The sequence below is a fragment of the Citrobacter sp. NCU1 genome, from assembly GCF_010231475.1.
Lineage (GTDB): Bacteria > Pseudomonadota > Gammaproteobacteria > Enterobacterales > Enterobacteriaceae > Citrobacter_D.
Genome location: NZ_NRDO01000067.1, coordinates 60,567 through 72,259 on the forward strand (window position 1 = coordinate 60,567; position 11,693 = coordinate 72,259).

An 11,693-nucleotide genomic window follows, 5' to 3' on the forward strand; every position below is an offset into this window, starting at 1 on the left:
TTGAGCCTGTTTATTTTTGGGGCGTTATAAAAAGGTGAAGCGCTTAAACCGTTATTGGCTTGCGCGCGCGGAATGTGGCGGCCCGGTTTTTACGGTGAGGATGAAATGCACAAGACATGCGGTAGGGACGATTTTCAGCGGATGCTCTCCTGCTGCTACCGGGGGGGCGGGCATATGTAGTTCACCAGGCATAAACAACTCTCCATGTCGGGTATTGCGGTAATGTGTTCTGTTACTTACGACACGGGGCATCATGCCCCGGCGTTACGGTCTCACTTTTTCCCATCATGATGCGGGTTTTGATTCTTAAAAACTGTTATTGAGTTCATATAAATTCAAGTATGTATTGAATTAGCATGGTTAAACTTGAAGATAGACCCGACCGGGAGAGCGATAATTCAGGTTTCTGAACAGGGCTGGGTTAAAGCCGTGATGGGTAAACGATTAAAAATTGCCAGGATTAATGCTGGTCTGAAGCAGGCAGAACTCGGCGTGCGTGCTGGACTGGATGAAGAGTCGGCGAGTGCTCGTATAAGTTCATATGAGAACGAAGTACATGCGCCCGATTTTCGGCTGGTGCGTAAGATTGCGGCGGTGCTCGATGTGCCAGAGGCCTATTTTTATGCGGTGGAGGATGAGCTGGCTGAGTTTATTTTACAGTACCATCGGCACAGGAAGACGTATCGCGCAGTGGAGTAAGTGATTGTAGGTGACTGATTAGCATTGGCAGGTTCACCCTGAGTCGATTTTCTGGCTGCAAACATGGAGCGAGGCGGGAAATATATTCAGGGTCAAAAAGACGAAGATCGCTGATTTAGCACTGCACTGATTTTGGGCCAGGGTCAGTACCTAAACGTGTACCAATTATGGAATGTCGGACCCAATGTGGCATGATGGGTTTGTCACTTTCTGACCATCTAAAGGGGGGGCTTGTTACTCAGTTGGCAGAGAAAAATCTTTTCTTCGTTTAACTGTGCACACTATTCACCATGCATTTTATTATTTATCAAATAGATAAGTGGTGATGAGTAAGTGAAGAGTGAATAGTAGACTCTTCACATAGGATCAATACCTGTACCCTTAGGACGCTTAGTATTTTGGTTGAAATAACATCAGCGAATTCTCTCAGGCGCAGGAGTAGCTGAAATCATCATATATTTTTTTAGTCCGGCTTCTCGTTTCACACCTTTCGGATCTGAACCAAAAGGAAGCCTCAAACGTGGTGAATCAACGGTTTTGATTGTCCATAGAGAACCACCAATGAATCTGAAATTGATGCTATCCGCTGAAACAGATAAGTCCTCAAAACTTCCCGTCGAGTATTCATTACCCAAACGAACTATCTCTTTAACACCATCGCGAACATCAATGAGGGCAATTGTTAGTGATTCCTCGAAAATAACATCATCCGTCAGAAACAGAATGTAACGCTGCTCATTGACCTGAACCGCCGCTTCCAGCACTTGCCCTGGTATAATAATGCCAGTGCTATTGCCACTGAGCACAACATCAGACTGAGCCTGGGATAAATCGGTAGCTTCGCGAACCGTTACCAGAGATATTGAATTAATCTGCTGCATAATCAATTCCACAAACGTCCCATTTCCCATGCGGCAAGAGCACCGCCGACAAAACCGCCAATAAGTACGCAAACAGGTGCGCCTGGCCCACACATTAATCCTGCCATCGCACCACCTGCGGCAGCACCGGCAATACCTGAACTATTAATGGCTATTTGTCTCCCCGACTCAGAAACTTTATTGTCGGCGGTATAAATTTCATAAACAGAAATTGCAATCGAAAGAACAATAAGCCCTCTTCCAACGTGGGAGAGTTGCATCATTTTCATGTTTACTTGCGGGTTAGATTTACCTGCGGATTCGACGATATTTGCGTATATCTGATTTTTTTGTACTTCAGAGAGGTTGTTAAAATTTGCCTGTGGTCCAAATAAGGATTTCGCTTTTTTGGCAACGAGTTCATTGAGCGTTTTACCCTCGGTTTTTATCTGTTCGGCCATTGCCCGACCAAGTGGAGTGCTCCGCGATCTCACCATTTCCATGATCACATTTCGCGTTTCCTGAGCTTCCCGTGCAGCTTTTTCCCATGAGATTACACCAACATTAGCCTTTTCCCGTAAATCTGTGGACATTTCTTTGATTCGTTTTGAGTATTCAAGGCGTAAACGGGGATCCACTGATAATCTTGCAGCGGCGGCGGAAACGTCGCCTTGCAAGGCATTTATAGCGCTTTCAAATTTTTCGCGGCCACTGGTATCTAAGACGCTAAGTAAAGTCATATCCATATTCTCATTGTTCCTTTTATTGGCTCAGAGAAGCGTTGCACAAATATCTAGCACATTATCACTAAAAGTTCTTTTTTATATTTACTGGTCAAACTACTGTTTGTGATAATTTTATATTCATTTTCAATGAATTATAAGTAAATAATTGGTGGGAAATTACCATTGAGATCTTAACAATATGCTGTTTATGGACACAAAAAGGCTGACCAATTGCCGGTCAGAGTGAATTATATATTTGCGGGCTCTATGCACTTTGGTAGCGAGTCAGCGTTGCTTTCCTCTTTGAGCGTGAGATTTGTCTGCATGCCCTGATTTGTCCGATGTTTATCGTAATTTAGCCCATACTCTTTCAGCATGGCTGGAAGTCCTTTACCGAACATCGTCAGGCTCAGGGTATTTTTATAGCCGTGCGCCTTCATATAGACCAGATAGGCGTGGTAGAGATAGGTACGCGGCGGGTGAGGAATAATATTGGCGTTTCCCATAAACATGCCGTTGGTTTGCGGTAGCGCCTCCAGATAGCCACAAAAATCAAACGCCGGGTCAGCGTCGCGTTTGATGCTGAGCGCCTCGTCGGAGTTCTGCTGCGACTGGAGCAGTGCGCGGGCGCTCATCGGATCGCTGAACTTCTGCATAAGCTGACGCACAATGACGGCCAGCTCGCGCGCAATTTTATCCCTGAGCTGCGGGTCGCGTTCCTCCGGGGCAATCTGCTCCGGGAAGTGAATAATCACCCGACGACGTGACACGCCACCGCTGCGGTCGGTGAAGCGCATCGGGTTATTGTTCACGGCCAGAATCACCGCCGGAATATGCGTTGAATACGGGTTCTGATATTTCAGGTCGACCGATACTGACCCGCTCCCCATTTCAACGCGGTGAATAAACTCATGTCCGGCACCTGATTAGCCGCATTACCAACGTCGTGTTTTGCAGCCTCTCCTAAACCAACCTTTTTGAAAATGCAGTTATTCCGTTCAGGTGGCATGATCCCGACTTTTTACAGGGCTATTTATCATGCTTATTGGTTATGTGCGCGTATCAACAAATGACCAGAACACGGCATTACAGCGAAATGCACTGGTGTGCGCAGGATGTGAGCTAATTTTTGAGGACAAAATCAGCGGCAAAACATCAGACAGGCCTGGGCTTAAAAGGTTGCTCCGAACCTTGTCAGAGGGCGATACGCTTGTGGTCTGGAAACTGGATCGCCTCGGTCGCAGTATGAGGCATCTGGTTATCTTGGTTGAAGAGCTGCGCCACCGGTCTGTGAATTTCCGCAGTCTGACGGATAGTATTGATACCTCAACTCCAATGGGGCGTTTTTTCTTTCATATCATGGGTGCTCTTGCCGAAATGGAGCGCGAACTGATCGTGGAAAGAACCCGCGCTGGCCTGGAGGCGGCAAGGGCACAGGGGAGAGTCGGGGGCCGTAGGCCTAAACTCATGGCGGAACAGTGGGCACAAGCCGGGCGACTGCTGGCAGCAGGTGAAACCCGTCAGCGCGTGGCGCTACTCTTTGATGTAGGCATTTCCACGCTGTATAAGAAATTTCCGGCTAATCCGCGTGATTGAAAACGGCGCTATTGTGCCAGCTCCAGTACATACTGAAACACGTGCGCCATTCGCTTATCGACCAGAACATAAGGCATCCCTGTAAACCGGAGAGACTGCCTTATGGCTCAGGATTACCACCACGGGGTGCGCGTTGTCGAAATCAACGAAGGCACCCGATCCATTACCACGGTGAGCACCGCTATCGTGGGCATGGTCTGCACCGGCGATGATGCTGATGCGGCTCTGTTTCCCCTCAACACACCGGTCTTGCTGACTGATGTGCTGACTGCCAGCGGTAAAGCAGGCGAGTCCGGCACGCTGGCCCGTTCGCTGGATGCGATTGCCGACCAGGCAAAACCAGTGACCGTTGTTGTGCGCGTGGCGCAGGGTGAAACCGAAGCGGAAACCACCTCCAACATTATCGGCGGCGTAACCGCTGACGGTAAAAAAACGGGCATGAAAGCGCTGCTGTCGGCACAGGCGAAGCTCAATGTTAAGCCGCGTATTCTCGGCGTGCCTGGGCATGACACGCAGGCGGTTGCCACGGAACTGCTGGGTGTCGCGCAGAGTCTGCGCGGATTTGCCTACCTGTCCGCCCACGGCTGCAAGACGGTGGAAGAGGCCATCGCCTACCGCGACAATTTCAGCCAGCGCGAGGGGATGCTGATCTGGCCTGATTTCATCAACTTTGACACCGTGCTGAATGCCGACGCGGCGGCCTATGCTTCCGCCCGTGCGCTTGGCCTGCGTGCCAAAATCGACGAGCAGACCGGTTGGCACAAAACCCTGTCCAACGTGGGCGTGAACGGCGTCACCGGCATTTCCGCTGATGTGTTCTGGGATCTGCAGGACCCGGCAACCGATGCAGGTCTGCTGAACCAGAATGACGTCACCACGCTTATCCGCAAGGACGGATTCCGTTTCTGGGGTTCCCGTTGTCTCAGCGACGATCCGCTGTTTGCTTTTGAAAACTACACCCGCACGGCGCAGGTGCTGGCTGACACCATTGCTGAGGCGCACATGTGGGCGGTGGATAAGCCGCTTAACCCGTCACTGGCCCGCGACATTATTGAAGGTATCCGCGCCAAACTGCGCAGCCTGGTGAATCAGGGGTATCTCATCGGGGCTGACTGCTGGCTGGATGAGTCCGTGAACGACAAAGACTCCCTGAAAGCCGGGAAACTCACCATCGACTACGACTACACGCCGGTGCCGCCACTTGAAAACCTGATGCTGCGCCAGCGCATCACCGATCAATACCTGATGGACTTTTCCAGCAAGGTAGCCGCGTAAGGGGGCTCCATGGCATTACCACGCAAGTTAAAATATCTGAACCTGTTCAACGACGGGAACAACTGGCAGGGGATCGTTGAATCTCTGACCCTGCCAAAATTTACCCGCAAGTTTGAGAAATATCGCGGCGGCGGTATGCCGGGCGCGGTGGATGTGGATATGGGGCTGGATGACGGTGCGCTGGACACGGAATTTTCAATCGGTGGCACCGAACTGCTGTTATTCAAGCAGATGGGCAAAGCCACGGTTGACGGTATCCAGCTGCGTTTTACCGGCTCCATTCAGCGCGACGACACCGCCGAAGTGCAGGCCGTTGAGCTGGTTGTGCGCGGGCGTCACAAAGAAGTGGATTCCGGCGAGTGGAAGACCGGCGAAAGCAGTACCACCAAAGTCAGCAGCACCAACAGCTACGCGAAGCTGACCATCAACGGTGAGGTGCTCTATGAGGTGGATGTGGTCAACATGGTTGAAATTGTTGACGGCGTGGACCTGATGGAAGCGCACCGCAACGCCCTCGGCCTCTGATTAACCCTGACGGCGCGGGCAGCCGCGCCAGTACCCCATTAACAGGAAACGAACATGAGCGACAAGCAGACTGAAAAGACCGTACAGCTGGATACTCCCATCAGGCGTGGTAAAACCGAAATCACCGAAATTGTGCTGCGTAAGCCGCAGTCCGGCGCGCTGCGTGGCACCCGCCTGCAGGCCATTATGGATATGGACGTGGGCGCGATGATGACCGTGATCCCGCGTATCTCCACCCCGACGTTGACCGCGCAGGAAATGGCAGAACTGGACCCCGCCGATCTCACAGCGCTGTCGGTGGAGGTGGTCACTTTTTTGTTGAAGAAGTCGGTGCTTGCCGGTTTACCGACAGCCTGACGGTTGATGATTTGGTGGCAGACATTGCCACCATCTTTCACTGGTCGCCGTCCATCACTGACGTTATGCCGCTGACTGATGTGCTGGAGTGGCGGCATAAAGCGATTCAGAGAAGCGGGGCCAGCGATGAGTGACAATAACCTGCGTCTGCAGGTGATCCTTAATGCGGTTGATAAGCTCACCCGCCCATTCCGATCCGCACAGGCCAGCTCAAAGGAGCTGGCTGCTGCCATTCAGCAAAGCCGCACCCGGCTGAAAGAGTTAGACGCCCAGGCTGGAAAGATTGACGGTTTCCGCAAGGCCAGCACGCAGCTGGCGGTCACGGGTAACAGCCTCAAAGTCGCACGCGAAGAAGCGGCAAAACTTGCCACGCAGTTTACTGCCACCAACCGCCCGACGGCTGCGCAGGCGCGGCTGCTTGAGCAGGCAAAAAGCCGCGTCACTGAACTGCAGGGCAAATACAATGGCCTGCGTCAGTCGGTGCAGCGCCAGCGCCTTGCGCTGAATGAGGCCGGACTCGATACAAAGAAACTCAGCAGCGCGCAGCGGGAGCTGCGACAGAATGCCGATGACACCCGCCAGGCGCTGGACCGTCAGATGAAATCCCTGAAACGCCTGGGCGAACAGCAGGCGAGAATGAATGCGGTCCGTGACCAGTATTCCCGCCGTCTGGAAGTGCGGGACAGGATTGCCGGCGCCGGGGCGACGACGACAGCCGCCGGGCTGGCAATGGGCGCGCCGGTGATGGCGGCAGTGAAAAGTTATGCCAGCATGGAAGATGCCATGAAAGGGGTGGCAAAGCAGGTAAATGGCCTGCGCGATGATAACGGCAACCGCACCGCCCGGTTCTATGAAATGCAGGACGCCATCAAGGCCGCCAGTGAGCAGTTGCCGATGGAAAACGGCGCGGTGGACTTCGCCGCACTGGTCGAAGGCGGCGCCCGCATGAACGTGGCGAACCCCAGTGACCGCTGGGAAGACCAGAAGCGCGATTTACTGGCCTTTGCCAGCACAGCAGCGAAAGCGGCCACCGCTTTTGAACTGCCCGCCGATGAGTTGTCCGAGGGGCTGGGGAAAATCGCCAGCCTTTATAAAGTGCCGACCCGTAATATTGAACAGCTGGGCGATGCGCTGAACTACCTGGACGATAACGCCATGTCAAAGGGCGCGGACATTATCGACGTGCTGCAACGTATGGGGGGCGTGGCTGACCGCCTGGATTATCGCAAAGCGGCGGCCCTGGCTTCCACGTTCCTGTCTCTGGGGGCTGCGCCGGAAATTGCCGCCAGTGCCTCAAATGCCATGGTGCGCGAACTGTCGATTGCCACCATGCAGAGTAAAAGATTCTTTGAAGGGATGGAGTTGCTGAAACTCAATCCGGCTGAGATTGAAAAGCAGATGACCACCGATGCGATCGGCACCATCCAGCGCGTGCTGGAGAAGGTGAACCATCTGCCGCAGGACAAACGCTTGTCTGCCATGACAATGCTTTTTGGTAAAGAGTTTGGCGATGATGCCGCAAAACTGGCGAACAACCTGCCGGAGCTGCAGCGCCAGCTGAAACTCACATCGGGCGGTGATGCGTACGGCTCCATGCAGAAAGAATCTGATATCAATAAAGATTCTCTGTCTGCGCAGTGGTTGCTGGTCAAGACGGGCGCACAGAACGCGTTCAGCAGCCTGGGCGAAACGCTGCGCCAGCCGCTGATGGACATCATGGACTCCGTGAAAAGCGTTACCGGGGCGTTGCGTCGCTGGGTGGAGGCCAACCCGCAGCTGGCAGGCACCCTGATGAAAGTGGCTGCAGCGATTGCAGCGATCACCGTTGCTCTCGGGACGCTGGCTGTAGTGGTGGCGGCAGTGCTGGGACCGCTGGCAGTGATCCGCTTTGGCCTGTCCATGCTGGGTGTGAAAACGCTGCCGTCTGTCACTGCGGCGGTAACGCGCACCGGCAGCGCCCTGTCATGGCTGGCGGGAGCGCCGCTTTCCCTGTTGCGTCGTGGTATGGCGTCATCCGGCGGCAGTGTCAGATTGCTGAGTGCGCCCCTTCATTCTTTGCGCCGTTCTGCCGGGCTGGCGGGCAATGCGCTGAAAATGGTAGCAGGCGCACCGCTGGCGATGTTCCGTGCCGGAATGTCCGGCATTCGCAATGTTATCGGCATGGTGATGAACCCGCTGGCGGCGCTACGGGGTGGATTGTCTGCCGCCGGTGGCGCGCTGCGTTTCCTGGTGACTGGTCCGCTGGCTATGCTGCGTGTTGCGCTGTACGGCATTTCCGGTCTGCTGGGCGCACTGCTCAGTCCGATAGGGCTGGTTGTGGCGGCACTGGCTGGCGTGGCGCTGGTTGTCTGGAAATACTGGCAGCCCATCAGTGCATTTCTGGCTGGCGTGGTGGAAGGGTTCAAAGCCGCTGCGGCGCCCATCAGCGCCGCCTTTGAGCCGCTCAGGCCCGTATTTCAGTGGATTGGCGACAGGGTGCAGGCGCTGTGGGGATGGTTCACGGATTTACTGACGCCGGTGAAATCCACATCCGAAGAACTGAACAACGCCGCAGCCATGGGGCGCAGGTTCGGTGAGGCGCTGGCGGAAGGACTCAACATGGTGATGCACCCGCTGGAGTCGCTGAAATCTGGCGTATCGTGGTTGCTGGAAAAACTCGGCATTGTCAGTAAAGAGGCGGCAAAAGCGAAACTGCCTGAGCAGGTTACGCGGCAGCAAACTGCCACGGTGAACAGTGACGGTAAGGTTGTGTTACCGCCTGGCGGGTTTCCGTCAAGGGGCTTTGCGGGCATGTACGACAGCGGGGGCATCATTCCGCGCGGTCAGTTTGGCATTGTGGGTGAAAACGGTCCTGAAATTGTCAACGGTCCGGCAAATGTGACCGGCAGACGGCGCACTGCCGCACTGGCTTCCGTGGTTGCTGGCGCCATGGGTGCGGCTGCTGCGCCTGCGGAGGCTGTACCGCTGCACCCGTTCAGTCTTCCGGTCAGTGCATACCAGACGCAGCCGGTGAAGGCTGAAAGCCAGCCGTCAGTCATTCGTTATGAGATTAACGCGCCCATTCATATCACTGCCCAGCCGGGGCAGAGTGCGCAGGATATTGCCCACGAAGTGGCGCGCCAGCTTGATGAGCGCGAGCGCCGGGCGAGGGCAAAAGCGCGCAGCAATTTCAGCGATCAAGGGGGGTATGAATCATGATGATGGTGCTGGGGTTATATGTCTTTATGTTGCGCACCGTGCCGTATCAGGAGTTGCAGTATCAGCGCAGCTGGCGCCATGCAGTCAACAGCCGGGTGAACCGCCGCCCCTCCACGCAGTTTCTTGGCCCGGATAACGACTCGCTGATACTGTCCGGTGTGCTGCTGCCGGAAGTCACCGGCGGCAGGCTGTCACTGCTGGCGCTGGAGCAGATGGCGGAGCTGGGCAAAGCGTGGCCTTTGATTGAGGGCAGCGGGACCATTTACGGCATGTTCGTGATCGAGGGACTGAGCCAGACAAAAGCAGAGTTTTTCCGCGACGGGATGCCGCGCCGGATTGAGTTTACGCTGACCCTGAAACGGGTTGATGAGTCGCTGACTGATATGTTCGGCAACCTGAGCGATCAGCTTAGTAACCTGCAGGACTCCGCAACCTCTGTGATAGGGAGTATTAAAAACACGGTTGGAGGGTTGCTGCAGTGAATGTAAGTTCTGATCTCCTGGACCTGAACAGCAAAATCCCGGCGTTCAGTATCGTCATTGAAGGCAAAGACGTGACGGCTACGCTGGACCCACGCCTGATGAGTCTGACGCTCACCGACAACCGGGGCTTTGAAGCGGACCAGCTTGATCTGGAGCTGGACGACGCCGACGGGCAGATCGTTCTGCCGCGACGCGGTGCGGTCATTCAGCTGGCGCTGGGGTGGAAAGGCCAGCCGCTTTTCCCGAAAGGTTCTTTCACCGTGGATGAAATTGAACACAGCGGTGCGCCTGACCGTCTGACTATCCGCGCCCGTAGCGCTGATTTTCGTGAAACCCTCAATACCCGGCGTGAAAAGTCGTGGCACCAGACAACAGTGGGGGACGTGGTTAAGGACATCGCCGCCCGACATAACCTCAATATGGCGCTAGGTAAAGACCTGACCGACAAGGCGCTGGATCATCTGGACCAGACCAACGAAAGCGATGCGAGTTTTCTGATGAAGCTGGCGCACCAGTACGGGGCGATTGCGTCCGTTAAGAATGGAAACCTGCTGTTTATCCGCCAGGGGCAGGGAAGAACGGCGAGCGGTAAGCCGCTGCCGGTTATCACCATCACGCGCAAAGCCGATGACGGTCATCGGTTTACCCTGGCCGATCGCGGTGCGTATACGGGGGTGATTGCCAGCTGGCTGCATACCCGTGAACCGAAGAAGAAAGAGACAACACAGGTGAAGCGACGTCGAAAGAAAACCGCCACACCGAAAGAGCCGGAAGCGAAGCAGGGAGATTATCTGGTGGGCACGGATGAAAACGTGCTGGTTCTTAATCGTACCTACGCCAACCGCAGCAATGCGGAACGCGCTGCAAAAATGCAATGGGAGCGCCTGCAGCGTGGGGTTGCGTCATTCTCCCTGCAGCTCGCTGAGGGACGGGCAGATCTCTACACCGAAATGCCGGTGAAGGTGAGCGGCTTTAAGCAGCCCATTGATGATGCAGAGTGGACCATCACTACCCTGACGCATACCGTCAGCCCGGATAACGGTTTTACGACCAGCCTGGAGCTTGAAGTAAAGATTGATGATCTCGAAAAGGAATAAATGGTTCTCAATATTGAATAATGATGTATCATTGTTGCGAATGCAGCAAAAATGAGGAGAGTTGATAAATGATGAATTGTCCGTTGTGTGGACAGGCCGCACACACACGCAGTAGTTTTCAAGTCTCCACTCAAACCAAAGAGCGTTACAACCAGTGCACTAATATTGAGTGTGGACATACGTTCGTAACGCATGAAACCTTTGTTCGTTCTGTCTGCCGTCCCGAGAAAATCAGTGCCGCTCCACCGCATCCCAAAGGGATGCAGCAACAGCTTTCTTACTGACCCGCCGCTGGCGGGTTTTTTAATCTTCCGGAATCTCACCAGTTTCAAGAAAGTGCACGAATCCTGGCTCATCAATGACGACAGTTCCTTTCATGCGTGCAGCTGTGACTTTAGAGGGGCCTGCATTATAGCCGCAGCACAGCATTTGAAGATTTTGAGTGACCGAACTTCTCACTGTCAGCTTATGCGCTTCAGCGACTTCGACTAAGCGTTCTTTATCTGCCTTTTTAAATCCAGTAAAGCAGACGTCAAAGGTTGAAGCTCTGGGCTTTGTGGCTTTGGTCAGATGAATGTAGCCTTCAGGTTGAAAACTCTTACTGGCTTGTTGCGCCTCATCAGCGGAGGCAAATTCTTGAAGAATCCTGTCCCTGCGAAAAGTTCTGATTGAATGAGCGGATAAGCAGATGCCCTGAATATGATTTTCGCTCTGGCTGACGCTGGTTATTGAATGAGCACCAATACGTGCATTCGCATTGATGTATACAAAGTGCATTTCTTCCATGTGTTCACCTTTATAACAAGAACGGATACCGCAGTAGGCGGCGAAGGACAAATTGCCTGCCGCCATTTTGCCGCCACTACCAAAGAAAAAGGG

The 11,693-nt window shown here is 54.0% G+C and carries 13 protein-coding genes and 1 pseudogene; 10 read left to right on the forward strand and 4 right to left on the reverse strand.

Annotated elements, in window-relative coordinates:
- The first annotated feature begins 432 nt into the window (after window positions 1–432).
- Window positions 433–699 (forward strand): helix-turn-helix domain-containing protein, encoded by a 267-nt coding sequence (locus CJP72_RS19025; protein ID WP_162382904.1) that lies wholly within the window; start codon window positions 433–435, stop codon window positions 697–699.
- Window positions 700–1,112: 413 nt separating this feature from the next.
- On the opposite strand, the gene CJP72_RS19030 is transcribed toward CJP72_RS19025, so the two are convergent.
- The 3 genes and pseudogenes from CJP72_RS19030 to CJP72_RS19040 all read right to left on the reverse strand — a co-directional run.
- Window positions 1,113–1,580, reverse strand: coding sequence for a hypothetical protein (locus CJP72_RS19030; protein WP_162382889.1), 468 nt, complete (start codon window positions 1,578–1,580; stop codon window positions 1,113–1,115).
- Between the two features lie 2 nt (window positions 1,581–1,582).
- Entirely contained in the window at window positions 1,583–2,305 is a 723-nt protein-coding gene (locus tag CJP72_RS19035; RefSeq protein WP_193568789.1) for a hypothetical protein, read from the reverse strand.
- 227 nt (window positions 2,306–2,532) lie between these two features.
- A pseudogene (locus CJP72_RS19040) lies at window positions 2,533–3,171 on the reverse strand (primase-like DNA-binding domain-containing protein); the annotation flags it as partial.
- A 151-nt stretch (window positions 3,172–3,322) separates the two neighbouring features.
- Here CJP72_RS19040 and CJP72_RS19045 point away from each other — a divergent pair.
- The 9 genes from CJP72_RS19045 (at window position 3,323) to CJP72_RS19085 (ending at window position 11,098) form a co-directional block, all read left to right on the forward strand.
- Complete coding sequence (locus CJP72_RS19045) at window positions 3,323–3,880, forward strand: recombinase family protein (RefSeq protein WP_162382891.1); 558 nt, start codon at window positions 3,323–3,325, stop codon at window positions 3,878–3,880.
- Window positions 3,881–3,982: 102 nt separating this feature from the next.
- On the forward strand, window positions 3,983–5,155 hold the full coding sequence (locus CJP72_RS19050) for a phage tail sheath protein (protein ID WP_162382892.1): 1,173 nt from the start codon (window positions 3,983–3,985) through the stop codon (window positions 5,153–5,155).
- Window positions 5,156–5,164: 9 nt separating this feature from the next.
- Window positions 5,165–5,680 carry a phage major tail tube protein gene (locus CJP72_RS19055; protein ID WP_162382893.1) on the forward strand — a complete coding sequence of 172 codons (516 nt, stop codon included), beginning with the start codon at window positions 5,165–5,167 and terminating at the stop codon, window positions 5,678–5,680.
- A gap of 54 nt (window positions 5,681–5,734) precedes the next feature.
- Window positions 5,735–6,037: a phage tail assembly protein gene (locus CJP72_RS19060; protein ID WP_162382894.1), complete on the forward strand. Its 303-nt coding sequence runs from the start codon at window positions 5,735–5,737 to the stop codon at window positions 6,035–6,037.
- Window positions 6,038–6,051: 14 nt separating this feature from the next.
- Entirely contained in the window at window positions 6,052–6,171 is a 120-nt protein-coding gene (locus CJP72_RS19065) for a GpE family phage tail protein (protein WP_000763315.1), read from the forward strand.
- The gene (locus CJP72_RS19070; RefSeq protein ID WP_162382895.1) at window positions 6,164–9,235 is read left to right on the forward strand and encodes a phage tail tape measure protein; all 3,072 of its coding nucleotides are present in this window, start codon (window positions 6,164–6,166) and stop codon (window positions 9,233–9,235) included. The genes CJP72_RS19065 and CJP72_RS19070 overlap by 8 nt, the downstream gene beginning before the upstream one ends.
- Complete coding sequence (locus CJP72_RS19075; protein ID WP_162382896.1) at window positions 9,232–9,717, forward strand: phage tail protein; 486 nt, start codon at window positions 9,232–9,234, stop codon at window positions 9,715–9,717. The genes CJP72_RS19070 and CJP72_RS19075 overlap by 4 nt, the downstream gene beginning before the upstream one ends.
- Entirely contained in the window at window positions 9,714–10,814 is a 1,101-nt protein-coding gene (locus CJP72_RS19080; protein ID WP_162382897.1) for a contractile injection system protein, VgrG/Pvc8 family, read from the forward strand. Before CJP72_RS19075 ends, CJP72_RS19080 begins: the two co-directional genes overlap by 4 nt.
- Window positions 10,815–10,882: 68 nt before the next feature.
- Window positions 10,883–11,098, forward strand: coding sequence for an ogr/Delta-like zinc finger family protein (locus tag CJP72_RS19085; protein ID WP_072133644.1), 216 nt, complete (start codon window positions 10,883–10,885; stop codon window positions 11,096–11,098).
- 19 nt (window positions 11,099–11,117) lie between these two features.
- Here CJP72_RS19085 and CJP72_RS19090 read toward each other — a convergent pair.
- On the reverse strand, window positions 11,118–11,693 hold a 576-nt coding region (locus CJP72_RS19090; protein ID WP_238340116.1), incomplete at its 5' end, for a hypothetical protein.

Coding starts and splice junctions, on each gene's coding strand:
- CJP72_RS19025 (WP_162382904.1), top strand. CDS start 433: ATGGGTAAACGATTAAAAATTGCCAGGATTAATGCTGGTCTGAAGCAG.
- CJP72_RS19030 (WP_162382889.1), bottom strand. CDS start 1,580: ATGCAGCAGATTAATTCAATATCTCTGGTAACGGTTCGCGAAGCTACC.
- CJP72_RS19035 (WP_193568789.1), bottom strand. CDS start 2,305: ATGGATATGACTTTACTTAGCGTCTTAGATACCAGTGGCCGCGAAAAA.
- CJP72_RS19045 (WP_162382891.1), top strand. CDS start 3,323: ATGCTTATTGGTTATGTGCGCGTATCAACAAATGACCAGAACACGGCA.
- CJP72_RS19050 (WP_162382892.1), top strand. CDS start 3,983: ATGGCTCAGGATTACCACCACGGGGTGCGCGTTGTCGAAATCAACGAA.
- CJP72_RS19055 (WP_162382893.1), top strand. CDS start 5,165: ATGGCATTACCACGCAAGTTAAAATATCTGAACCTGTTCAACGACGGG.
- CJP72_RS19060 (WP_162382894.1), top strand. CDS start 5,735: ATGAGCGACAAGCAGACTGAAAAGACCGTACAGCTGGATACTCCCATC.
- CJP72_RS19070 (WP_162382895.1), top strand. CDS start 6,164: ATGAGTGACAATAACCTGCGTCTGCAGGTGATCCTTAATGCGGTTGAT.
- CJP72_RS19075 (WP_162382896.1), top strand. CDS start 9,232: ATGATGATGGTGCTGGGGTTATATGTCTTTATGTTGCGCACCGTGCCG.
- CJP72_RS19085 (WP_072133644.1), top strand. CDS start 10,883: ATGATGAATTGTCCGTTGTGTGGACAGGCCGCACACACACGCAGTAGT.